The sequence below is a fragment of the Helcobacillus sp. ACRRO genome (assembly GCF_022347125.1).
Taxonomy (GTDB): domain Bacteria; phylum Actinomycetota; class Actinomycetes; order Actinomycetales; family Dermabacteraceae; genus Helcobacillus; species Helcobacillus massiliensis.
The window spans coordinates 110,127-132,900 of record NZ_JAKRNG010000004.1; the positions used below are offsets into that span (position 1 = coordinate 110,127).

At 68.7% G+C, this 22,774-nt stretch carries 18 protein-coding genes, 1 tRNA gene and 1 pseudogene; 15 read left to right on the forward strand and 5 right to left on the reverse strand.

Annotation, left to right across the window (positions count from 1 at the left end):
- Positions 1 to 176: 176 nt before the first annotated feature.
- From fdnG to nrfD, 3 genes and pseudogenes are all read left to right on the forward strand, one after another.
- Positions 177 to 3,314 (forward strand): annotated as a pseudogene (fdnG, locus tag MHY20_RS02605) (formate dehydrogenase-N subunit alpha); the annotation flags it as partial.
- A 314-nt stretch (positions 3,315 to 3,628) separates the two neighbouring features.
- The gene (locus tag MHY20_RS02610; protein ID WP_239374453.1) at positions 3,629 to 4,648 is read left to right on the forward strand and encodes a 4Fe-4S dicluster domain-containing protein; all 1,020 of its coding nucleotides are present in this window, start codon (positions 3,629 to 3,631) and stop codon (positions 4,646 to 4,648) included.
- Positions 4,645 to 5,760 (forward strand): NrfD/PsrC family molybdoenzyme membrane anchor subunit, encoded by a 1,116-nt coding sequence (nrfD, locus tag MHY20_RS02615; RefSeq protein WP_239374416.1) that lies wholly within the window; start codon positions 4,645 to 4,647, stop codon positions 5,758 to 5,760. Before MHY20_RS02610 ends, nrfD begins: the two co-directional genes overlap by 4 nt.
- Positions 5,761 to 5,848: 88 nt before the next feature.
- Here the strand turns inward: nrfD and selD are convergent, their stop codons facing one another.
- A complete protein-coding gene (gene selD / locus MHY20_RS02620) occupies positions 5,849 to 6,886 on the reverse strand; it encodes a selenide, water dikinase SelD (protein WP_183374138.1) in 1,038 nt (345 codons plus the stop codon).
- Positions 6,887 to 6,958: 72 nt separating this feature from the next.
- On the opposite strand from selD, the gene MHY20_RS02625 reads away from it, so the two are divergent.
- From MHY20_RS02625 to MHY20_RS02650, 6 genes are all read left to right on the forward strand, one after another.
- Positions 6,959 to 7,053: transfer RNA gene (locus MHY20_RS02625), tRNA-Sec, on the forward strand.
- Between the two features lie 104 nt (positions 7,054 to 7,157).
- Complete coding sequence (selA, locus tag MHY20_RS02630; RefSeq protein ID WP_239374419.1) at positions 7,158 to 8,507, forward strand: L-seryl-tRNA(Sec) selenium transferase; 1,350 nt, start codon at positions 7,158 to 7,160, stop codon at positions 8,505 to 8,507.
- Complete coding sequence (gene selB, locus MHY20_RS02635; RefSeq protein WP_239374421.1) at positions 8,504 to 10,330, forward strand: selenocysteine-specific translation elongation factor; 1,827 nt, start codon at positions 8,504 to 8,506, stop codon at positions 10,328 to 10,330. Before selA ends, selB begins: the two co-directional genes overlap by 4 nt.
- 191 nt (positions 10,331 to 10,521) lie before the next feature.
- Entirely contained in the window at positions 10,522 to 11,829 is a 1,308-nt protein-coding gene (locus MHY20_RS02640) for an HAAAP family serine/threonine permease (protein WP_239374423.1), read from the forward strand.
- A 163-nt stretch (positions 11,830 to 11,992) separates the two neighbouring features.
- Entirely contained in the window at positions 11,993 to 13,267 is a 1,275-nt protein-coding gene (locus tag MHY20_RS02645; RefSeq protein WP_183374132.1) for an aromatic amino acid transport family protein, read from the forward strand.
- Positions 13,268 to 13,289: 22 nt separating this feature from the next.
- Complete coding sequence (locus MHY20_RS02650; RefSeq protein WP_239374424.1) at positions 13,290 to 13,652, forward strand: DUF2200 domain-containing protein; 363 nt, start codon at positions 13,290 to 13,292, stop codon at positions 13,650 to 13,652.
- Between the two features lie 73 nt (positions 13,653 to 13,725).
- Here MHY20_RS02650 and MHY20_RS02655 read toward each other — a convergent pair whose 3' ends face one another.
- Positions 13,726 to 14,031 carry a CsbD family protein gene (locus tag MHY20_RS02655; RefSeq protein WP_239374426.1) on the reverse strand — a complete coding sequence of 102 codons (306 nt, stop codon included), beginning with the start codon at positions 14,029 to 14,031 and terminating at the stop codon, positions 13,726 to 13,728.
- 164 nt (positions 14,032 to 14,195) lie between these two features.
- Here MHY20_RS02655 and MHY20_RS02660 point away from each other — a divergent pair, with 164 nt between their 5' ends.
- From MHY20_RS02660 to MHY20_RS02670, 3 genes are read left to right on the forward strand one after another with little or no spacing between them, the layout of a single operon-like run.
- Positions 14,196 to 15,074, forward strand: coding sequence for a thioredoxin domain-containing protein (locus MHY20_RS02660; RefSeq protein WP_239374428.1), 879 nt, complete (start codon positions 14,196 to 14,198; stop codon positions 15,072 to 15,074).
- Between the two features lie 4 nt (positions 15,075 to 15,078).
- A complete protein-coding gene (locus tag MHY20_RS02665; RefSeq protein ID WP_239374430.1) occupies positions 15,079 to 15,936 on the forward strand; it encodes a cytochrome c biogenesis CcdA family protein in 858 nt (285 codons plus the stop codon).
- Complete coding sequence (locus MHY20_RS02670) at positions 15,933 to 16,703, forward strand: glycerophosphoryl diester phosphodiesterase (protein WP_221187085.1); 771 nt, start codon at positions 15,933 to 15,935, stop codon at positions 16,701 to 16,703. The genes MHY20_RS02665 and MHY20_RS02670 overlap by 4 nt, the downstream gene beginning before the upstream one ends.
- Here MHY20_RS02670 and MHY20_RS02675 read toward each other — a convergent pair.
- Both MHY20_RS02675 and MHY20_RS02680 read right to left on the reverse strand, forming a co-directional pair.
- Positions 16,672 to 17,574, reverse strand: a complete 903-nt coding sequence (locus MHY20_RS02675; RefSeq protein ID WP_183374122.1) for an SDR family oxidoreductase — start codon at positions 17,572 to 17,574, stop codon at positions 16,672 to 16,674. The genes MHY20_RS02670 and MHY20_RS02675 overlap by 32 nt on opposite strands.
- Before the next feature lie 149 nt (positions 17,575 to 17,723).
- A complete protein-coding gene (locus MHY20_RS02680) occupies positions 17,724 to 18,512 on the reverse strand; it encodes a class II glutamine amidotransferase (protein ID WP_183374120.1) in 789 nt (262 codons plus the stop codon).
- 91 nt (positions 18,513 to 18,603) lie between these two features.
- Here MHY20_RS02680 and MHY20_RS02685 point away from each other — a divergent pair, with 91 nt between their 5' ends.
- Together MHY20_RS02685 and glsA are read left to right on the forward strand one after the other, a co-directional pair.
- On the forward strand, positions 18,604 to 20,196 hold the full coding sequence (locus MHY20_RS02685; RefSeq protein WP_239374432.1) for a family 10 glycosylhydrolase: 1,593 nt from the start codon (positions 18,604 to 18,606) through the stop codon (positions 20,194 to 20,196).
- Positions 20,197 to 20,269: 73 nt separating this feature from the next.
- Complete coding sequence (gene glsA / locus MHY20_RS02690) at positions 20,270 to 21,235, forward strand: glutaminase A (protein WP_239374435.1); 966 nt, start codon at positions 20,270 to 20,272, stop codon at positions 21,233 to 21,235.
- Positions 21,236 to 21,289: 54 nt separating this feature from the next.
- Here glsA and fabG read toward each other — a convergent pair whose 3' ends face one another.
- On the reverse strand, positions 21,290 to 22,063 hold the full coding sequence (gene fabG / locus MHY20_RS02695; RefSeq protein ID WP_239374438.1) for a 3-oxoacyl-ACP reductase FabG: 774 nt from the start codon (positions 22,061 to 22,063) through the stop codon (positions 21,290 to 21,292).
- Between the two features lie 148 nt (positions 22,064 to 22,211).
- On the opposite strand from fabG, the gene MHY20_RS02700 reads away from it, so the two are divergent.
- On the forward strand, positions 22,212 to 22,774 hold a 563-nt coding region (locus MHY20_RS02700; RefSeq protein ID WP_239374441.1), incomplete at its 3' end, for a DUF2891 family protein.

Genomic DNA, 22,774 nt, shown 5'->3' on the forward strand with positions numbered 1-22,774 from the left:
CCATCTGCTCGATTGGGTCCGACCCAGTCTACGGCGGCCTCCGTCGGCCGACGAAAACCCGAGGTGGACGCCCATTTCCGCAAATGCGAGCGCACATAATTCGGGATGGCGTGGGCAACACCCGCCGATGTGCGTCTGGGCGTTGTATTCCGACGTTCACGGAGTAGGCTCGGGTCATGGCTAGAATCACCCCGCTCAATTGGCCCGCCGTTCGGCAGCTGACATCGGGTGACCTCTTCGGCCGCGGCCCGGCGGTGAAGTCGCAGGTCTCTGAGGACCTGACAGCTCGCACCGTGACTGCGGATTCGATGGCTCACTCCGTGTGTCCGTACTGCGCAGTCGGCTGCGGCCAGCGCGTTTACACCAAGGACAACAAGGTCATCCAGATCGAGGGCAACCCCGACTCGCCGCATTCGCGCGGCCGTCTCTGCCCGAAGGGCGCCGCATCGGAGCAGCTGGTCAATTCACCGGGGCGCATCACCGAGATGCTCTACCGGGCTCCCCGATCCACGAAGTGGGAGAAGCTCGACCTCGACACGGCGATGGAGATGATCGCCGATCGCTTCATCGAAGCCCGCCGCAACCACTGGCGCGAGAAGGACGATCAGGGGCGCACCCTTCGTCACACGCTCGGCATCGCCTCGCTCGGCGGCGCGACGATCGACAATGAGGAGAACTACCTCGCCAAGAAGCTGTTCACCGCAGCCGGGGCGATCCAGATGGAGAACCAGGCACGCATATGACACAGTGCCACGGTCCCCAGTCTGGGGTCCTCGTTCGGCCGCGGCGGCGCCACTCAGTCCCAGCAGGACATGGCGAACGCCGACTGCATCGTCATCCAGGGATCCAATATGGCGGAGGCCCACCCCGTGGGCTTCCAGTGGGTCGCTGAAGCGAAGGCGCGCGGCGCCCGCGTGATCCACGTGGATCCGCGCTTCACCCGCACGTCCGCTCTGGCGGACAAGCATGTGCCGATCCGTGCGGGCTCGGACATCGTCCTGCTCGGCGCGATCATCAACTACATCATCACCAATGAGCTGTGGTTCAAGGAGTACGTCACGGCGTACACCAATGCCGCCCAGCTGATCAGTGAGGACTTCCGGGACACTGAGGACCTCGACGGCCTCTTCTCCGGCTACGACCCGGAGACCGGCTCGTACGATCCGTCGTCCTGGCAGTACGACGACTCCGGTGAGCGCGACGAGACCCTGCAGCACCCGCGCACGGTGTTCCAGATCCTCAAGCGCCACTACGCCCGCTACACCCCCGAGCTGGTGGAGGAGACCTGCGGCATCTCGAAGGACGACTTCGAGTACCTCGCGAAGTCCCTCACCGACAACTCGGGTCGCGAGCGCACGAGCTGCTTCGTGTACGCCGTGGGCTGGACCCAGCACTCAATCGGCACGCAGTTCATCCGCACCGCCTCGATCATCCAGCTGCTGCTGGGGAACATGGGCCGCCCGGGCGGCGGCATCATGGCGATGCGCGGTCACGCCACCATTCAGGGCTCCACGGACATCCCGACCCTGTTCCACATCCTGCCCGGCTACATCGCGATGCCGACCGCAGGCAAGCACGACACGTACGAGGAGTACGTGAAGGCTGTGGGCAACAAGGACCAGAAGGGCTTCTGGGCCAACGGCGAGACCTACCTCATCAACCTCATGAAGGCGTGGTGGGGCGATGCCGCAACGAAGGAGAACAACTGGGCGTTCGACTACCTGCCCAAGCTCTCCGGCGCACACGGCACGTACCAGACCACCATGGCGATGCTCGAGGACAAGGTCGACGGCTACTTCATCCTCGGCCAGAACCCGGCCGTGGGCTCCGCCAACGGCCGCATGCAGCGCATGGCGCTCAGCCACCTCAAGTGGCTCGTGGTGCGCGACTTCTCCATGATCGAGACCGCGACCTTCTGGAAGGACTCGCAGGAGATCGCCACCGGTGAGCTGAAGACCGAGGAGATCGACACCGAGGTCTTCTTCATGCCGGCCGCGAACCACACGGAGAAGGCGGGCTCGTTCACGCAGACGCAGCGCATGGTGCAGTGGCGCGACCAGGCCGTCACCCCGCCGGGCGACTGCACCAGTGAGCTGGAGTTCTTCCACAAGCTGGGCCTGATGATCAAGGAGCGCCTGAAGGACTCCACCGATCCGCGCGACAAGCCGATCCAGGACCTCACCTGGGACTACAGCGTGGATGAGCACGGTGAGCCCGATGCCGAGGACGTCCTGCGGGAGATCAACGGCTATCACCTGTCGGGTGAGAAGAAGGGCCAGAACCTGAACGCCTTCGGCGAGATGCAGGCCGACGGCTCCACCGCCGGCGGCTGCTGGATCTACGCCGGCGTGATGGCCGACGGCGTCAACCAGGCGCGTCGCCGCAAGCCGGGCCAGGAGCAGGACGAGATGGCCCTCGAGTGGGGCTGGGCATGGCCTGCCAACCGCCGCATCCTCTACAACCGCGCCTCGGCGGACCCGGAGGGCCGTCCGTGGTCGGAGCGCAAGAAGCTCGTCTGGTGGGACGAGGAGCAGGGCAAGTGGACCGGGTACGACGTTCCCGACTTCCCGCCCACGCTCGCACCGAGCCACCGAGCCGAGCCGGGTGAGACGGGTGTGAAGGGCCTCAGCGGCAACGACCCGTTCATCATGCAGGCCGACGGCAAGGGATGGCTGTTCGCTCCGAAGGGCATGGTGGACGGCCCGATGCCGACCCACTACGAGCCGCCGGAGTCCCATGTGGGCAACCCGCTCTACCCGATCCAGTCCAGCCCGACCCGAGTGCTGTTCTCCCGCGAGGACAACCTGTACGCCCCGCACGTGCGGGAGGCCGGCAACGACGTCTACCCGTACGTGTTCACCACGTATCGGCTGACGGAGCACCACACGGCCGGCGGTATGAGCCGCTTCCTGCCGTACCTGTCGGAGCTGCAGCCGGAGCTGTTCTGCGAGGTCTCCCCCGAGCTCGCCGAAGAGGCCGGCCTGGTCAACGGCGAATGGGCCACGATCATCTCGCCCCGCTCGGCGATCGAGGCGCGCGTCATGGTGACCCGCCGCGTGAAGCCGCTGCAGGTGCTGGGCCGCACGGTTCACCAGATCGGCATCCCGTACCACTGGGCGCAGGGCGACGAGGCCGTGGTCTCCGGTGACAGCGCGAACGATCTGCTGGGCCTGACCCTGGACGACAACGTCCAGATCCAGGACTCCAAGCACAACGCGGCAGCCATCCGCCCGGGTCGACGCCCGCGGGGTGAGGATCTGCTGGATCTGATCGACAAGTACCGTGCGGACGCCGGCATCACTGTCGACACCGGCATGGTGCAGCTGGACCGCTCCTTCGCGCAGCCGGAGAACCCGCTGCAGGCGGAGCAGACCGTGGTGGACGGCTCCAACCGGGGCCGCGCGACGATCTTCGCCGGCAAGCAGTCCGGCGGGGACGACAGTGAGAAGGGCTCGGGCGCGATGACGGAGTCCTCCGGCTCCACCGGCGGTGACTCCGATGAGTCGAAGTCCTCGAAGCACACCAAGGAGACGAACGCGGCTCCGAACGGCAGCGAGGACCCCACCGCCAGCAGCTCCGGCTCGACGTCCGGCGACACCGAGAAGAGGAAGGACCGATGACTGCTCTCATGCCCAAGCTCTACGGAGCTGAGGACCCGATCGAGAACGCTCGCTGGTCCCTTCACGACGCCAAGGATCGCAAGGCGTTCTTCACCGACACGTCCATCTGCATCGGCTGCAAGGCGTGCGAGGTGGCGTGCAAGGAGTGGAACCAGAACCCGCAGGACGGCGACTACGAATACCTCTCGCAGTCGCACGACAACACCGGTGAACTCGGTGCCAACACCTGGCGCCACGTCGCCTTCATCGAACAGGGCGAGGACGAGGTGGCGAAGGCCCGTGAGTCGGGCAGGCGCCTGGTGTCGCTCGGCATGCCGTCGATCGGCCCGAAGTCCACGATGACTCCCGAGCAGAGGGCGGATGCGGCGATCGCCGGTGGGAATGTGGACACCACTCCCCCGGATACGCCCGACTTCCGCTGGCTGATGAGCTCCGATGTCTGCAAGCACTGCACGAACGCCGGCTGCCTGGACGTGTGCCCGACGGGTGCGCTGTTCCGCACGGAGTTCGGCACCGTGGTGGTGCAGAACGACATCTGCAACGGCTGCGGCACCTGTGTGGCGGGTTGCCCGTTCGGCGTGATCCAGCGCCGTGACGACGGCACCATTTCGCCGAAGTCCGAGCCCGGGGACCACGACGACGTCAAGAACATGGGCACCGCCAACAAGTGCACCCTGTGCTACGACCGTCTGCTGGACGGGCAGACCCCTGCGTGCGCGCAGACCTGCCCGACAACATCCATCAAGTTCGGTGACCACACCGACATGGTGGACAAGGCGCGTCAGCGCGTGGCCGAACTGCATGCGAAGGGCATGACTGAGGCGCGTCTGTACGGCGCGAACCCGAAGGACGGCGTGGGCGGCACCGGCGCGGTGTTCCTGCTGCTGGACGAACCGGAGACGTACGGCCTTCCGCCGGACCCGGTCGTTCCGACGAAGCACCTTGGTCAGATCATGGCGAGCTACGCCGCTGCTTCGGCCGGCATGGTCGCCGTGGCGGCCCTGGCGTTCCTGGGAGGCAGGAAGTGACGAATTCCGATTTCGATGCATACCGTCCGCCGGAGCAGCCGCGCCGGAAGCGCCGCCGCGACCGCCTGAGCGGCGCCGCCAGTGACATGCTGCGTCGTCGCCGCCGCGGAGGTGACGACGGCGGGCGCGAGATGAGCATGGTCGACGACGTCGAGTTCACCTCGTACTACGGTCGGCCGATCGTGAAGGCCGCCCCGTGGGGCGACGAGATCAGCGCGTACCTGTTCCTCGGCGGTGTCGCCGGCGGTTCGGGCCTGCTGGCGTTCGGTGCGCAGATGTTCGATCTGGACGACCTGCGCCGCAACGCCCGCTTCGCTGCCCTCGGCGCCGTCGGTGCCGGCACGGTGTGCCTGATCGCCGACCTCGGCCGCCCCGAGCGCTTCCTCAACATGATGCGCACGGTGAAGCCGACATCGCCGATGTCGTGGGGCACGTGGATCCTGTCGGCATACGGCACTGTGACCGGCATCGCCGCCGTCTCCGAGGCGGACGACGTCCTCGGTGAGGTGCTGCCGCTGGGGCCGCTGCGCCCGATGCTGCGCACCGCCGCCGACACCTCCGGTGTGGCGATGGGCTTCCTCGGCGCACCGCTGGCGGCATACACGGCCGCACTGCTGTCGATGACCTCGACACCGACGTGGGCGGGTGCCCGTCGCGGCCTGCCGTACCTGTTCGTGTCCTCCGCAACGGCCGCCGCCAGCGGCCTGGCGATGATCACGACGGACTCCGAGCAGACGAAGCCGGCGCGCCTGCTGGCGATCACCGGTGCCGCCGGTGAGCTCATCGCCATGGACCTGATGAAGAAGGACATGCACCCGCTGGAGCGGGAGCCGCTGGAGATCGAGGAGCCGGGCCGCAAGCTGAAGCTCGCGCACACCCTCACGATCGCCGGTGGCGTGGGCACGCTGCTGTTCGGCAAGCGGTCCCGCGTCCTCGCCGCTGCTTCGGGTGCCGCCCTGATGGCGGGCTCCGCTCTCACCCGCTTCGGCGTGGTCGAGGCCGGTCACCTGTCCACCACGGATCCGAAGTACGTGGTGGGTCCGCAGCGTGACCGTCTTGAGGAGCGCCGCGCTGCCGGCATCGTCGACGACTCCATCACCACCGCGGGCTGACCTCCGCGACAGCTGAAGCGCCGGCCGTCCCGATCCGTGGGGGGCGGCCGGCGCTTCACATTGGGGGGACGCAGCAGGTCCCCGGATGTCACCGGATGGTGACGGTGCCCGCCGGCGCGTCGGAGCCAGCCGGGGTGATCTCACCGATCACCGGGTAGCCGGGCACCTCGCCGACCACGAGGAGCCCTCCGGAGGTCTGCGCGTCGGCGAGGGTGAGCAGCGCGTCCTCACCGACGGAATCGTGCGTGCGCAGGTGCGGGGCGACCCAGTCGAGGTTGCGGCGCGTGCCGCCGGAGACGAACCCGTCGGCCAGCGCGTCGGCGGCACCGTCGAGCAGCGGCACGGCGGCGGAGTCGACCACGGCGCTGACACCGGACGCGCGGCACATCTTGAACAGGTGGCCGAGAAGCCCGAAGCCGGTGACGTCCGTCGCGGCGACTGCCCCGGCGTCGATCGCGGCGCGGGCGGCGTCGCGGTTGAGAGTGGTCATGGAGTCGATCGCTGCTGCGAACACGTCGCCGGTGGTCTTGTGGCGGTTGTTGAGGAAGCCGACGCCGAGCGGTTTCGTGAGGGTGAGCGGGAGCCCCGCCTCGGCGGCGTCGTTGCGCATGAGGCGGGACGGGTCGGCGGTTCCGGTGACGGCCATACCGTACTTCGGCTCCGGGTCGTCCACGCTGTGGCCGCCGATGACGGGGCAACCGGCTTCGTTCGCGATGTCACGGCCGCCGCGCAGCACCTCGCTGAGCATCTCCATCGGCAGGTCGGCGCGGGGCCAGCCCACGAGGTTGATGGCGACGACGGGCGTGCCGCCCATGGCGTAGACGTCGGAGAGGGCGTTCGCGGCGGCGATGCGGCCCCAGTCGTAGGGGTCGTCGACGACGGGTGCGAAGAAGTCCGCGGTGGAGATGACCGCCAGGCCGTCCTGGATACGGACCACGGCGGCGTCATCGCCGTCGTCGAGACCAACGATCACACTGTCGAAGTCCTGACCGGCGAGCGGGGAGACCGCCTGCTCGAGTTCCGCGGCGGGGATCTTGGAGGCGCAGCCGCCGCCGTGGGCGAACTGGGTGAGGCGGCGCTGGCCATCCGAGGGAAGGGTGATACCGGCGAAGTTGGGAGTGCTCATGCTCCCACTGTACCGAGGAGGCTCGGGACCCAGGCCCCGGGCCTGGGGTTCTGTTCTGGTAGCGTGGGCGGCGGAGGCGTCTGGGTCCTGGTGGGCTCCGCAGTCTTCAAAACTGTTGAAACCGAGCATCTCGGTTTGGCAGGTTCGATTCCTGTCCGTCTCCGCCAACTCTTCTCGCAGCCCTCGAGCCGCGCCCCGCACCGGCGACCGCCACCGGTCGCCTCGGGCGGGTTCGGGGGCTCGCCGCTGTCCCGAGCAGAAAGGCCGCGCCGTGCCCACTGCCCCCTCCGATCCGCGCCGACGGATCCCCCGCACGGATGACCTCCTGACCCTGCCGGAGGTCGCTGCCGCGTCCGCGTCGCTGAGCCGGCCGGTCGTCACCGGCATCATCCGCGGTGTGCAGGACCGCGCCCGAGCCGGCGCGATCACCCCGGAGGATGTGCAGGCTGAGGTGGTGCGCCTGGTGACGGGCCGGACCCCGTCGGCCCTGCGCCCCGTTCTCAACGCCACCGGCGTGATCATCCACACCAACCTCGGCCGAGCGCCCCTCTCCGCGGCCGCGCGCGCCGCAATCGCCGACGCCGCCGGGTACACGGACGTGGAGATGGACCTCGGCACGGGGAAGAGGTCACGCCGCGGCACGCAGGCGCGCGCCGCCCTGCTGCAGCGGATGCCGGACGCTGAGGACGCGTTCGTGGTGAACAACGGCGCTGCAGCGCTCGTCCTCGCCACCACAGCGCTCGCGTTCGATCGGGACGTCATCATCTCCCGCGGCCAGTTCGTGGAGATCGGGGCGGGTTTCCGACTCTCGGACCTGATGGAGTCCACGGGGGCGCGGCTGCGGGAGGTCGGCACCACGAACCGCACCCGCCTGGAGGACTACGCGGACGCGATCGGGGAGGGCACCGGCGCGATCCTCGTGGTGCACCCGTCGAACTTCCGCCTCGAGGGCTTCACCGGAGTTCCGCCGCTGAACGACGTGGCTGCGCTCGCGCACGAACGAGGTGTCCCGCTGATCGTCGACGTCGGCTCGGGTCAGTTCGAACCGGATGCGGCGCTGCCCGAGGAGCCGAGCATCGCCGAGGCTCTGCGAGCGGGAGCCGACGTGGTCCTCGCGTCCGGGGACAAACTGATGGGCGGTCCCCAGGCCGGTGTCCTCGCCGGGCGCGCCGACACGGTGGCGCAGCTGTCGCGGCATCCGCTGGCCCGAGCCGTCCGGGTGGACAAACTGACCCTCGCGGCGCTGGAGGCGACGCTCCTCGGCCCCACTCCCCCGGTGCTGGCCGCGCTGCACGCCGATCCGGCTGAGCTGCGCCGCCGCACGGAGGCCCTCGCCGACGCTGTCCACGGCGCCGCGCCGAACGCCGGCGTGGTGGAGCATGAGGGCCGGGTGGGCGGCGGTGGAGGCACGGGCGTTCCCCTGCCCGGCTGGGCGCTGCGCCTGCCGACCCGCCTGGCGGACCCGCTGCGCTCCGGTGAGGTGCCGGTCGTGGGGAGGGTGGCCGACGGGGCCTGCCTGATCGATCTGCGCTGCATCCCCGAGGATCAGGACCAGGTCCTCGCTGAGCAGATCATCGCGGCGGCTGCCCCTGCGGAGAGCACTGAGGAGAAGGGTTCGTGAGCTGTTTCGTCGTCGCCACCGCCGGACATGTCGACCACGGCAAGACGACTCTCATCGGCGCCCTGACCGGCATCGACACGGACCGGTGGGCGGAGGAGAAGGAGCGCGGCCTGACCATCGACCTCGGGTTCGCGTGGACCGAGCTCGACGGTGACACCGTCAGCTTCGTGGATGTGCCCGGCCATGAGCGGTTCCTCGGCAACATGCTGGCCGGGCTCGGCCCCGCCCCGATCGTGCTGTTCGTGGTCGCGGCCGACGAAGGCTTCCAGCAGCAGTCCGCGGACCACCGCGACGCCGCAGCGGCTCTCGGCATCGACCGCGGCATCATCGTCATCACCAAGACCGACAGAGCGCCGGAGATGGTGGACGCAGTCATCGAGCAGACGCGTGCGCAGCTGCGCGGCACCGGGCTGGAGGGTGCGCCCGCCGTGGCCGTGTCCGCCCGCACCGGCGACGGCATCCAGGTCCTGCGCACCCAGATGCATCGTGTCCTGCGCGAATCCATCACCGCCTCGCCGGCTGCCGGAGCCGCCGGCCACCGGACCCGGCTGTGGATCGATCGGTCGTTCGCGATCTCCGGCGCCGGCACCGTCATCACCGGCACCCTCGGCGCCGGCACCCTCCGCACCGGGATGCGCGCTGAGATCATCACCCGCGCGGGGACGCTGAGTGCGGACGTCCGGGGCCTCCAGTCGCGGGAACGGTCCGTGGAGCGCCTGGAACCGGTGAACCGGGCCGCGGTGAACCTGCGGGGCGTCAGCACCGATGCGATCCACCGCGGCGACGTCCTCATCACTCCCGGCGCATTCCACCTCACCGACACGGTGGATGTCCGCTCCACCACCGCCGGCGACCTCACCGAGCTGCCGGGCGATGTCACCGTCCACATCGGCTCGGCCGCCCTGCAGGCGCACATCCGGCCGTTCGATGCGCAGCATGCGCGGATCACCATGCCGCGGGTGCTGCCGCTGGTCATCGGCGATCGCATGGTGCTGCGCGGCAGCGGGCAGCGCGCCGTCCTCGGCGGTGTCCGGGTCATGGATGTGGACCCACCGGAACTGGACCGCCGCGGCGCGGGACGGCGCCGCGCCGCGGAGCTCGCGGCCCTGCCCGAGAGGGGCAGCGCCCTGATGGAGGTCGAGCGCCGCGGGGCGATGCGCACCGAACAGCTCGAGCGGTTCGGACTCGAGGTGCCGGGCGCGGACCCGTCGGCCCCGTCCCTGAGCGACCTCGGCCTGATCCCCAACGGGGACTTCCTCATCGCCCGCGACCGCCTCGACCGCTGGACCGCCGACCTTCGCACCGCGGTCGGCGAGGAGCTGAAGCGCGACCCGCTCGGCGGCGGGCTCCCCCGCGGCGCCGCCCTCACCGCCCTGCAGCTTCCGGACCCTTCCCTGCTGCCCCTGGTGGTGCGCACCGCCGGCGTCGACGCAGCCGACGGGCGCTTCACCCTGCCCGGCGCTGCCCCGAGCCTGGGTGCAGCGGAGGCATCGGTCGCTGAGCTCGAGCGGCGGCTGCGAGCGGAGCCTTTCGCGGCCCCGGAGGCGTTCGATCTGGATGACCTGCGGCTTGGCCCGAAGGAGCTCGCGGCGGCTCAGAAGCAGGGCCGTCTGCTGCGCATCGCCGACGGCATCGTGCTGCTGCCCACCGCGCCGGCCCTGGCGATGCGGGAGCTGGCGCAGCTGGATCAGCCGTTCACGGCGTCGGAGGCTCGGCGTGCGCTGGGCACGACCCGCCGAGTGCTGATCCCGCTGCTGGAGCATCTGGACGGGCGCGGCTGGACCCGGCGCGTCGATGCGAATCGCCGCACCATCGTGCGCTGAGCCTGCAGCTGAGAGACGAACACCGGCGTTCTCCTGACACCGCATTCACCCTGGTGTAGCCTGCGCCACTTAAATCGACCTCGCGTCGGCACCGGGCTACGGTGGACCAATCCCTCATGACCGCCGCGGGCACCGCCGTGCCCTGACGGCGCGTGACCCTGACCGTCCACCTGCGAAGGAATCCGACAACGATGTCTGCCCAATCCCCTGCCGAACAGGGCGGTTCGACCGCCGCTGTCATCGAGGAGCCCGCGAACCCGCCCGAGCATCCGAAGCGGTTCAACATGTCGTGGGCGATCTCGCTCTTCGGCACCGCCGTGGGTGCGGGAATCCTCCTGCTGCCCATCTCCGCCGGCGCCGGCGGCGTGTGGCCGCTGCTGATCATCACGATCATCATCGGGCCGCTCGCGTTCCTCGCCCACCGCGCCCTCAGCCGCTTCGTGCTGTCCTCCCGCGTGCCCGGATCGGACATCACCATGGTGGCGGAGCAGAACTACGGCAGGGTCTGGGGCATGGTCATCACGATCGTGTACTTCCTGGCGATCCTGCCGTTCGTCCTCGTGTACGGCGTGGCGATCACCTCGACCGTGGACTCGTTCCTCGTGAACCAGCTGCACGGACCGGAGATCCCGCGCTGGCTGCTGGCCCTTGTGCTCATCGGCGCGATGATGGCCGTGATGTTCTTCGGCCTGAACCTGATGCTGAAGGTGACGTCGTTCCTGGTGTGGCCGCTGATCGCCGCGCTCGCGTTCTTCACCCTCTACCTGATCCCCATGTGGGACCTGTCGGCGTTCTCCGCGCGCCCCACCGTCGGCTCGCTGGTCTTCTCGGTGTGGCTGTCGATCCCCGTGCTCGTGTTCGCGTTCTCGCACACACCGGCGATCTCCCAGTTCTCCCTGTCGATGCGGGACGCCTACGGCGACCGCGCCGAACAGGAGGCCTCCCGGACCCTGCGGGTCGCGAACATCCTGCTGGTCATCTTCACGATGGCGTTCGTGTGGTCCTGCGTGCTGGCGATGGGTCCCTCGAAGCTGGCGGAGGCGCGCGCACAGAACCTGACGGTGCTGTCCTACCTCGCCAACGACACCGGCGTGGCGATCATCGGCATCATGGGCCCGATCATCGCGATCTGCGCCATCACCTCGAGCTTCTTCGGCCATTACCTCGGCGTGGCGGAAGGCGTGGTCGCGATGATCCGCGACTCCGCGCCCCGCTTCACCGAGCGCCTCGGCGAGAAGGGCGTGAAGTACCTGGTGGCCGCCATCATCTTCGCAATCGTGTACGTCACCGCGGTGGTGAACCCGCAGATCCTCGACCTGATCGAATCGATGTCCGGTCCGGTGCTGGCGGCGATCCTCTTCGTGCTGCCGATCGTGGGCATCTACACGATCCCGGGCCTGACGAAGTACCGCCGCGACTACCTGCGCAACGGGTTCGTTCTGATCTTCGGACTGATCGCCATCTCCGGCGTCCTGTTCACGCTGTTCACCGGCGCCTGATCCGCAGCTCCGGCTTCTCGCCCCGACCAGTGTCCGCCCAGGTAGCGGCGCTGTTCGGGGCGTTCGCAGTTCTGCGGAGCCGACTCGCGCGCGCCTGAGTCGGGCCACGGGTGCAGATTGGTAAGGTCGAGGGGCACCCCGGAGTCTCTCTGCTAGGACAACGATGTCTTCCACCCCCGAGAATCTGTCGAACACCACCACGGCGTCCGACGGCGAACCCAAGGCCTCGAAGCGATGGGCGATCAGCATGTTCGGCACCGCTGTGGGCGCCGGCATCCTGTTCCTCCCGATCTCTGCCGGTGAGGGCGGCGTGTGGCCCCTGCTGATCCTGACGATCATCGTGGGCCCGCTGGTGTTCCTCGCGCACCGCGGACTGTCCCGGTACGTCCTCTCCTCCGACCGTGAGGACGCCGACATCACCACCACCTCCGAGGACCACTACGGCCATGCCATCGGCATGGTCATCACGGTGCTGTACTTCCTGGCGATCCTGCCGATCGTGCTGATCTACGGCGTCTCCATCACGAACACGGTGGACGGCTTCATCCAGCAGCAGCTGCACGGCCCGGAAATTCCGCGCTGGCTGCTGGCCCTGGTGCTGGTGGGCGCGATGATGCTGGTGATGCTGTTCGGGCAGAAGCTGATGCTGATGATCACCGGGTGGATCGTGGTGCCGCTGATCCTCGCCCTGTTCACCTTCTCGATCTACCTGATCCCCCAGTGGGACTTCTCCGCCTTCAGCCAGGCACCGAGCGCAACGGGCCTGCTGACGGCTGTGTGGCTCGCAATGCCGACCGTGGTGTTCGCGTTCAACCATTCGCCCGCGATCTCTCAGTTCTCCCTCGCGATGCGCGAAGAGCACGGAGACGATGCGAACGCGGTTGCGTCCAAGACGCTCGGTCTGGCCTCGACCATCCTCGTGGTGTTCACGATGCTGTTCGTGTGGTCCTGCGTCCTGGCGATGGGTTCGGACGGCATGGCGCAGGCCCGCGCCTCCAATGACACGGTGCTGACCTTCATGGCGAACACGCTCGACAACCCGATCATCGCCTACGCCGGTCCGATCATTGCGATGGCGGCGATCACCTCCAGCTTCTTCGGCCACTACCTCGGCGCTGCTGAGGGCGCAGTCGGCATCATCCGTGCGGTGCGCCGCACCCCGCGCGAGGACTTCAACGCCAAGACCGTGCAGAAGATCGTCGCGGTGCTGCTGTTCGTCATCACCTGGCTGGTGGCAGTCGCGAACCCGCAGATCCTCGACATCATCGAACAGATCACCGGCCCGGTCATTGCGATGATCCTCTTCATCCTGCCGGTGGTGGGCATCTACACGATCCCGGCGCTCAAGCCCTTCCGCCGCCAGTGGGTGGTGAACGCGTTCGTGGTCGTGTTCGGGCTGATCGCGATCTCCGGCCTGGTCACGCAGTTCTTCCTGTGAGCGCCTCCGATGGGCTCAGGGCATGACCACTGACCCGAAGCTCGAGCGCGTCTTCCAGATGCGATACGGCGATATCGACGGCCTGTACCAGACCAAGGTGGAGCGCAAAGGCCACACCCGCGAGGAGCTCGACCACGTGCTGACCTGGCTGACCGGCTACAGCACCGAACAGCTGCGCGAGCAGGCGGCTTCTCCCGCCACGCTGCGGGAGTTCTTCGCGGATGCTCCGCAGATGCACCCGAACACGGACCTGGTCACCGGCGTGATCTGCGGGGTGCGGGTGGAGGACATCGAGGATCCGCTCATGCAGAAGATCCGCTGGATGGACAAGCTCGTGGACGACGTGGCGCGCGGCAAGAAGATGGAGAACATCCTCCGCTCCTAACCCGCTGCGGCGCCGTTCTCACACAGCAGGGCCCCACCCGTTCGGGTGGGGCCCTGCTGTGTGTCCGCTGGTGTCAGTTGGACTTGCGGTTCTGGAACTTGTCCACGCCCTCGGCGACAGCACCCTTGACCTGCTCGAACTTCTCCTTGACGGCCTCCTGGGCGGAGCCGTCCTGGATGGAGTTCTTGACGGAATCGAGGGCGTCCTTGCCCTTCGCCATGAGGGCCTCGGCCTTGCCCTCGCCCTTGAGCTGATCATCGCCGGTGAGGCCGCCGAGTGCTTCCTTGGCCTTGCCGGAGAACTCGTCGGACTTGTTTTTCGTCTTGTCTGCGAACTTGTCCGCGGCACTCTCTGCCTTGTTGGCGAAATCGTTGTTCATGGGGTCTCCTTCCGAATCGACGCAAGGCGCGCCAGTCTCGTTTCGATAACGATGCAACTATAGGCGGCGACTCTCCACGCACTCCCAGCCTTTCCCGCTGATGCATCGGTGGCACGGGCCTCGAACGCCTCGTCCCGCCCGCTGGAAACCGCTAGCCTGTCGGCGTGTCTACGTCAACTAACCCCTCCTCACCCCAGCCTGAACCGCTCCCCAGCACTGCGCCCGACGGCGCCGACGCCCCGTCGCAGAGCCGCGGTCGAGGGCGCGGGCGCATCCTGATCGTCGTCGGCATCGCCGCTGCCGTGTTCGCCGCGCTCGTGCTCGTCGCGCAGCTGACGAAGAACCGCTCGTCCGAATCGCCCACTGCTGCTTCCGCGTCGGCGACCCCCGCGCCGACGGCGACCGCCCAGGCCGCATCCGACGGCGGCGGTGAACAGCAGGCCCCGTCGGCCTCCCCCGCTGCGGGTGATGACGGCCCCGGCCTGGAGCGCAACGACCCGGACGACCCCATGGCGATCGGTGATGTGGACGCGCCGGTCACGATGATCGAGTTCACCGACATGCGCTGCCCGTTCTGCGCCCAGTTCGACCGCGACACCCTCCCGGAGATCCAGAAGAAGTACGTGGACTCCGGTCAGCTGCGCATCGAGTTCCATGACGTCTCCTTCTTCGGTCCCGAGTCTGAGCGCGCCGCCATGGCAGCTCGAGCCGCCGGCCGCCAGGGCAAGTACGTGGAGTACATCACCGCGGTCTACGCCGCCGCCCCCGAACGCGGCCACCCGGAGCTGCCGGACGCTGAGCTGGTCGACTTCGCCCGGGAGGCCGGCGTGGAGGACATCGACCGCTTCAAGAAGGACATGAAGGACCCGGCGCTCGCTGAGGAGGTCCGCGCGTCGACGCAGCAGGCTCAGATGGCCGGGGTGACGAGCGTTCCGTTCTTCGGCATCGGCATTCAGGGCATGGCCGGCGCGCAGCCGATCGAGAACTTCGAGGAGTTCATCGACAAAGCCCTCGAGGACGCCGGCGAGAAGCCCGCGGAGTGACACCATGGACCTCGGTTTCCTCGGCGCCTTTCTCGGTGGGGCACTCACACTGCTGAGCCCCTGCTCCGTCATGCTGCTGCCGGCGTTCTTCTCCTACGCGTTCGCCGACCGCACCACCGTCCTCACCCGCACGGGCGTGTTCTACCTCGGTCTGATCACCACCCTCGTCCCGCTGGGCATCCTCGCCGGCTCCCTCGGCGCGCTGGTGAACCAGCACCGAGCCACGCTGGTGGCTGCGGTGTCGGTGCTGGTGATCGCGCTCGGTGCTCTGCTGCTGCTGAACATTCCGATCCCCGGTCTGTCCCGCCTCAGCTCCGCCCCGTCGGTGGGAGCGCCCGGCGCCCCGGGCGGCAGCTCGAGCATCTCGGCACTGTCCACCTACGCGCTCGGCACCGTGTACGGCGTGGCCGGTGTGTGCGCCGGCCCGATGCTCGGCGCGGTCCTCGCGTTCGCCGCGTTCAGCTCCAACGCCCTGTACGGCGGCCTCATCCTGCTCGTGTTCGCGGCCGGGATGACGGCGCCGTTGCTGATCCTGGCACTGGTGTGGACGCGCCTGCCGTGGGTGCGGTCGCTGGTGCGGCCGCGGGAAGTGGTGCTCGGCCCGATCCGAACCACGTGGACGGCGATCATCGCCGGTGTGCTCACGATCGGCATCGGCGTGCTGATGCTGCTGACGCAGGGCACGGCGAACCTCGGCGGTGTCCTCGGCGCACGCGACCAGGCGCAGCTGGAGGCGAACGTCATGTCCTTCTCCCGGGCGGTTCCGAACTGGGTGACCATCGCGGTCGCCGCAGCCGTCCTCGCCGCTGTGGTCGCATGGAACGCTCACCGCCGCGGCGCTGGTCGAGGGGGTCAACGGTGACGGGACGCATCATCGCCCACCGGGGCATGAGCCGCCTCGCCCCGGAGAACACGCTGGCGGCATTCCGAATGATGGCGGAGCACGGAGTGCAGTGGCTGGAATGCGACGTTGATCTGCTGGGCGACGGCACAGCGGTGCTCCTCCACGACACCCAGCTGGACCGCACCACGGACCGCTCCGGAACGATCGCGGACCTCACTCGCAGCGATCTCGAGCATATCGACGCCGGCTCCTGGTTCTCCCCCGCGTTCGCCGGTGAGCGGATTCCCACGCTCGATCAGCTGATCGATCTGCTGAACGCCCTGGAGCTCAATGCGAACATCGAGCTGAAGTCACCCGTCGGCGGTGCCGCGGCTGGACGCGCCCTCGTGGACACGGTCCTCAAGGCGCTGGACCGGTTGGATCCGGACCGGCGCATCATCCTGTCCTCGTTTAACCACTTGCTGATCCGCCGCGCCGCCGACCAGCTGCAGGGCGCGCCGACGGGGGCGAGCATCGAACTCGCGTGCCTGTTCACGCGGGAGTCGCTGCGGGAGGACTGGCGGACCGTGATCGAGATGGCCGGTGCGGGAATCGTGCATCCGCAGGATCGAGGACTGACCCGCGCCGAGGTGGAGACGATGCGCGCCGCCGGATTCGACGTCAACGTGTGGACCGTCAACGACCCGGCGCGCGCGAATCAGCTGCTGAACTGGGGCGCCACCGGCATCTGCACCGATGTCGCCCACCTGCTGATCAGGGGGTCGGCTGGCCGCCGTTCACGTTGAGGGTCTCCCCCACCACGAAGCTGGACTCCGCCGAGGCGAGGAACACGTAGGCCGGTGCGAGTTCCACCGGCTGGCCGGCGCGGCCCAGGTGGGTGTCCTTGCCGAACTTCGGCAGCTTCTCCTTCGGCTGCCCATCGGTCACCTGCAGCACTGTCCAGACCGGACCGGGCGCCACCGCGTTGACGCGGATCCCCTTGGGTGCGAGCTGCTCGGCGAGCCCCTTGGTGAACGCGTTGATCGCGGCCTTGGTGGAGGCGTAGTCCAGCAGGTGCGCGGACGGCTTGTACGCCTGCACCGAGGTGGAGTTGATGATGGTGGAGCCTGCCGGCAGGTGCTTCAGCGCGGCACGGGTGATGCGGAACATCGCGAGGATGTTGACGTCGAACGTCTCCTCGACCTGCTGATCCTCGAGCTTCTCCAGTTCGTCCACGCTGATCTGCTTGCCGGCGTTGTTGACGAGGATGTCGAGACCGCCGAGACCTTCGACCGCCTTGTCCGGCAGTGAGCGGCTCACATCATGGTCGGCGAGGTCACCGGGAAGCAGGACCGCGGTGCGGCCCTCCTTCTCGATGAGGTCCTTGATGACCTCTGCGTCGGCCTGTTCCTGCGGGAGGTAGTTGAGGGCCACGTCCGCGCCTTCGCGGGCGAAGGCGATGGCGACGGCGGCGCCGATGCCGGAGTCGGCACCGGTGATGAGAGCGCGGCGGCCCTGCAGACGGCCGGTGCCGCGGTAGGACTCCTCACCGCGGTCAGGGTGCGGCTTCAGATCGCGGTCCAGGCCGGGCTCCTCCTGGTGCTGGATCGGCGGTTCGATGGACTCGAAGCGGGTGACGGGGTCGTGGAAGGTGAGCTGGTCGAGCTTCTCGGACATGGCGCCTCCTGAAGAACGGGTGTCGAGGGCTGTGCCGTGAGGCTAATCGCCAGGCCTCCGCGCAACCTTGGCGGCACCCGTCGGCACCCGTCGGCACAGGTCGACCGCGGGAATCCCCACATGCCGACCGGGAAGGGCTGAGCGCGGCGTCAGCCCAGCGCGGCGATGCGTTCGGCGGTGAGCGTGCCCGCGGTGACGGCGAGCGCCTCCCCCTGCTCCAGGCGTTCATACCCGGAGGTGTCCACGCCGCTGGACACCACGACGACACGCTCTGCCTCCGCTCGGAAGTCCAGGTGGTAGTCGCCGTACTTCTTCGGCGGCTTCGACTGCTCCGGGTCCCACTGGGTGTACGCCACGAAGCCGCGCGGGGTTGTGAGCACGCAGTTCAGTGACTCGGGCGGGCGGGTGCCGTGGGCGAGGACCAGTCCGGTGATGTCGCGCGCCGCCTGCTGCACGGCCCGCGCCCAGTCGGCGAGCGGGGAGGCGTCGGTGAGGTCGGCGTCGGCGGCGCAGCGGGTGAGGAGGGAGAAGAACAGTTCGGTGTCGGTGGTGCCGAAGGGGGTGCGGCCACCGCGGTCGAGGACGGCGCGGCGCAGGGCATCGGACAGGTCGAACTCGCCGTTGTGGGCGAAGGCGATGTCGCCGTCGGTGAAGGGGTGGGTGTTGGCGATCTCGGTGGCGAGGCCTTCGCTGGCTTTGCGCAGGTGCGCGAGCATAATGGGGCCGCGGGCCCGGTGGGTGGTGAGGTCGCGGTACAGGCCGGAGGCGTGCGCTTCGTCGATGTCGCGGCCGGTGCTCAGGTGACCGTTCTCATACCAGGCGAGGCCCCAGCCGTCCGTGTGCAGGCAGGACTGGGAGGTGAACGCTTCGAACTGCTCGCTGTAGGCCTCCGCGAGGGGGCGGTCGTCGCGGGTGGAGACGGCGAGCAGACGGCACATGGCAGTGTCCTTCCGGTTTGTTCATGGAAATTCCAAGAGAATCATGAAACGGTCAAGGGTGTCCTGTCACCTGTGCGAGGAGACCACCCTCATGGCTGAACCGCTGAACCGCCGCGATCTGCTGCGTCTGACGTCCGGGGCGGTGGTCTCCTCAGCGGCGTTCACCGTCGGGATCGTGGGGGCGCCGGCGGCGTCGGCGGCGCACGACCCGTCGGCGGAGACGATCAGTGAGGCGGGTGCTGACAGGACCCGCCCGGTGCGGCAGCTGCGCGCAATGTGGATCGCGGCGGTGGAGAACATCGACTACCCCTCGAAGCCGGGGCTGTCCGCTGAGGAGCAGAAGAAGGAGTTCCTGGCGTGGCTGGACCTGGCCCAGGAGCTGCGGCTGAATGCGGTGATCTCGCAGGTGCGGCCCACGGCCGACGCGTTCTGGCCGTCCGATCTGGAGCCGTTCTCCCACTGGCTGACCGGCGAGCAGGGGAAGGACCCGGGGTATGACCCGCTGGCGTTCCAGGTGAGGGCCGCGCACGCCCGCAACCTGGAGTTCCATGCCTGGTTCAATCCGTTCCGGGTGGCGCAGCATGACGACCCGTCGGCTCTGGTCGCGGACCACCCGGCTCGGGTGCACCCGGACTGGGTGTTCGCGTACGGGAAGAAGCTGTACTACAACCCGGGTCTGCCGGCGGTGCGGTCGTTCGTGCAGGACGCGATGATGGACGCCGTCACTCGGTACGACATCGACGCCGTCCACTTCGACGACTACTTCTACCCCTATCCCGTGGACGGGGAGGAGCTGCCGGACGCTGACGCGTTTGCGCAGTACGGCGCGGGCCAGAGCGTGGAGGACTGGCGCCGGCAGAACATCACCCTGCTGATCGAAGAGATGGGGACGCGGATCAAGACGGAGAAGCCGTGGGTGAAGTTCGGGGTGAGCCCGTTCGGCATCTGGCGCAACCAGTCCTCGGATCCGCGCGGCTCCGCCACGTCCGGCTCGGGGTCCTACGAGACCGTGTACGCCGACACCCTCGACTGGGTGAAGAAGGGCCTGGTGGACTACATCTGTCCGCAGATCTACTGGGAGATCGGCCACCCAGCGGCGGACTACGCGGAGCTGACCTCCTGGTGGTGCGAGCAGGTGAAGGACACGAACGTGTCCCTGTTCATCGGTCAGGCCGTGTACAAGTCCACCTCCGGTGAGTTCGGTGCGGCTGAGCTGACCGAGCACCTCACGCTCAACCGCTCGTATGCGTCCGTGGAGGGCGACGCGTTCTTCAGCGCGAGCGACCTGCGCGCCGATACCGCCGGTGCCGTCACCGCGATGGTGAAGCAGCACTATTCGACTCCGGCACTGGTTCCTGAGATGCCGCACCTGAAGGGCACGACCCCGTCTGCCCCGGTGGGTGTGCAGGTGTCCGCGAAGGGCGATGCCGCGGTGCTGTCCTGGAACCGCGCGAGTGCGAAGGGCGCCACCAGCTTCGCGATCTGGCGCCTGCCGGCCGGGCAGGCCGACGGAGCCGCTCTGGGCGACGGGCGCAACCTCCTCGCCACGGTCCGCGCCGACGACCGCGGGGGCCGCCAGACCCTCACCCTGACGGGCTCCGCGCCGGTGCGTGGAACGTTCGTGGTGACGGCCCTGGACCGGCTGTGGAATCAGTCGGCTCCCAGCCGCCCCGTCCGCATCTGAGGGGCGCGTGCCTCAGGCTCGCACGCAGGTGCGCGGCTTTGCCTGGAGGGGCCCGGTGGCTTAGCGTCGAGCCATGAGTGCGCTTCTTGACTACCTGGCGGCCCTGCGGGGATCCGTTCTCGATGAGGTCAGCGGCGGACAGATCCCGCCGATGTCCAAGCTGACGGGCGCCCGATCGGACCACCTGGCAATCGCTGTGTGCCTCGGCGACGGTGAGGTGATGAGCGTCGGCACGCGGCATGAGTTCGCGATCCAGTCGATCTCGAAGGCGTTCGGCTACGCGGCGGCGCTGGACCATCGGGGTGAGGACCATGTGCTGAACCGAGTGGATGTGGAGCCCACCGGTGAGGTGTTCAACGCGGTGTCGCTGAACCTGGACACGGGCCGGCCGAAGAACCCGCTGATCAACATCGGCGCGATCCGGATCCACGCCATGCTCGGCACCAGCCGCCGTGAGCGGCGGGAGCGTCTGCACGAGGCGATGTGCCGAGCCGCGGGCCGTGACCTCGAGGTGCATGCCGACACCCTCGAAGCGGAGATGGAGGACGCTGACCGCAATCTGGCGCTCGCCCACATGCTGCGCGCCGCCGGCCAGATGGCCGAGGATTCGCATGACGTGGTGGAGGGCTATGTGCGCGGCTGCTCCACCCTGGTCACCGCGGAGGACCTCTCGGTGATGGCGGCGACGCTGTCCAGCGGCGGCGTGAACCCGAAGACGGGTGAGCGGGTGTTCTCCCGGCGCGCAGCGAAGCTGACGATGTCGGTGATGATGACCTGCGGGATGTATGACGACGCCGGCGACTGGATGACCGATGTGGGCCTGCCGGCGAAGTCGGGGGTGGGCGGCGGCATCCTCGCGGCGCTGCCGCCGAAGCTGGGGTTCGCGACGTTCTCACCGTCGCTGGACGAGCACGGCAACCCCGTGCGCGGCACCGCCTGCTTCGACCGCATGAGCCGTGACTTCGCCCTGCACATGCTGGACGGCGCCTCCGTGGTCGATGCGGAGGCGCGGGCGGAGGACCTCCTCCGTCGGCGGTGAGGCCGACGGATCCGGCCGGCCCCGTGACCGCGGGGCCTCACCTCGGCGCGGCTGTCAACCGGCGGCGCGCATGTCCTCCAGCGCCTCGGGGGTCTCCGGCAGGATCTGGCCGCCGTCCACGATGATCTGCTGACCGGTGATGTAGCGGGCGCCGTCGGAGGCGAGGAAGGCGGCGGCTTCACCGATGTCCTCGGGTTCACCGAGGAAGCCCAGGGGGACGGAGCGCGCCATCTTGTCCATGTAGTCCTCGCCGAGGGCCTTCAGCCCCGGGGTGACGATGTTGCCCGGCAGGACAGCGTTCACGGTGATATTCGAGGGTGCGAGCTCGATCGCGGCGGAGCGGACGAAGCCCATCTGCGCGGCTTTGGTGGCTCCGTACAGCGACCAGGCGGGGTAGCCGGTGTGGTTGCCGGTGATGGAGCTCGTGACCACGATGCGGCCACGGCCCGAGTCGCGCAGCGCCGGCAGCGCGGCCTTCACGATGTTCACGGTGCCGCGGACGTTGACGCCGAAGATGGTGTCGAAGTCTTCGGCGGTGGCGTCTTCGATGCGGACCTGCGGGTAGATGCCGGCGTTGGAGCAGAGCACATCGAGGGAGCCGAGCGTGGACATGGCCTGTTCGATCGCGGCGGCGCAGGCGTCCGGGTCGCGGACGTCCACGGCGATGGCGTCGAAACCGGCGTCCCGGGCGGGGCCGCATTCCTCATCGGTGAGGCCGGTGACCATGACGCGGGCGCCGTGGGCGCGCAGGGTCTGGGCGATGCCGAAGCCGATGCCGAGGGTGCCGCCGGTGACGAGGGCGCAGCGGCCGGCGAGAAGATCAGGCATGGGGTCCTCCAGAAATCAGTCACAGCGAATGGGGTTCCATCTCCACAGTAGGCGCGGTGAAGGCGCTGCACTGGGCGGTTCCCGCGAAAATACCGGCCCAATGCGGCCGGCTGTGCGATTCTGTGCTGTCCCGTACCCTAAGGTCTCTATGGACACCGATCTGATCGACGCCTTCGCCGCCGTCGCCCTGGACAACATCACCCGCCAATACCCGTACGCCGCGCACCATGTGCAGGCCGACCCCGCCGACATGCACACCCCGGCAGCGCTGCACCCCGCATTCGGCAACTCCTTCGACTGGCACTCCAGCGTCCACATGCACTGGCTGCTCACCCAGCTCATCGAGGAGCCCGTCGGCCCCTCCCCCGCCCCCGCATGGCGGCAGCGCGCCCTGGACCTCCTCCAGCAGCACCTCAGCGCCGAGAACATCCAGACCGAAGTCGACTACCTGCGCGCCCACCCCACATGGGAGCGGCCCTACGGATGGGCGTGGGCGGCGATGCTCGCCGACTCCCTCGCCACCGCCACCACGCCCGAACTGCAGGACCTCGCGCCCGGGGCAGCACCACTCGCCGACACCGTCCTCGACCTCACGATCACCTGGCTGTCCCGCACCGACCTGCCGGTGCGGCACGGACTGCACACCAACACGGCGTTCGCGCTGCGCCGGCTGCTGATGGTCGCTGAGCGCCGCGGCCGCACCGACGCTGC

Bases quoted from the DNA above. Each gene is read 5' to 3' on its own strand.
- MHY20_RS02645 (WP_183374132.1), top strand. From the start codon at position 11,993: ATGTCTTCCACCCCCGAGAATCTGTCGAACACCACCACGGCGTCCGAC.
- MHY20_RS02640 (WP_239374423.1), top strand. From the start codon at position 10,522: ATGTCTGCCCAATCCCCTGCCGAACAGGGCGGTTCGACCGCCGCTGTC.
- glsA (WP_239374435.1), top strand. From the start codon at position 20,270: ATGAGTGCGCTTCTTGACTACCTGGCGGCCCTGCGGGGATCCGTTCTC.
- MHY20_RS02685 (WP_239374432.1), top strand. From the start codon at position 18,604: ATGGCTGAACCGCTGAACCGCCGCGATCTGCTGCGTCTGACGTCCGGG.
- fabG (WP_239374438.1), bottom strand. From the start codon at position 22,063: ATGCCTGATCTTCTCGCCGGCCGCTGCGCCCTCGTCACCGGCGGCACC.
- MHY20_RS02655 (WP_239374426.1), bottom strand. From the start codon at position 14,031: ATGAACAACGATTTCGCCAACAAGGCAGAGAGTGCCGCGGACAAGTTC.
- MHY20_RS02680 (WP_183374120.1), bottom strand. From the start codon at position 18,512: ATGTGCCGTCTGCTCGCCGTCTCCACCCGCGACGACCGCCCCCTCGCG.
- MHY20_RS02665 (WP_239374430.1), top strand. From the start codon at position 15,079: ATGGACCTCGGTTTCCTCGGCGCCTTTCTCGGTGGGGCACTCACACTG.
- selD (WP_183374138.1), bottom strand. From the start codon at position 6,886: ATGAGCACTCCCAACTTCGCCGGTATCACCCTTCCCTCGGATGGCCAG.
- MHY20_RS02675 (WP_183374122.1), bottom strand. From the start codon at position 17,574: ATGTCCGAGAAGCTCGACCAGCTCACCTTCCACGACCCCGTCACCCGC.
- MHY20_RS02610 (WP_239374453.1), top strand. From the start codon at position 3,629: ATGCCCAAGCTCTACGGAGCTGAGGACCCGATCGAGAACGCTCGCTGG.
- MHY20_RS02650 (WP_239374424.1), top strand. From the start codon at position 13,290: ATGACCACTGACCCGAAGCTCGAGCGCGTCTTCCAGATGCGATACGGC.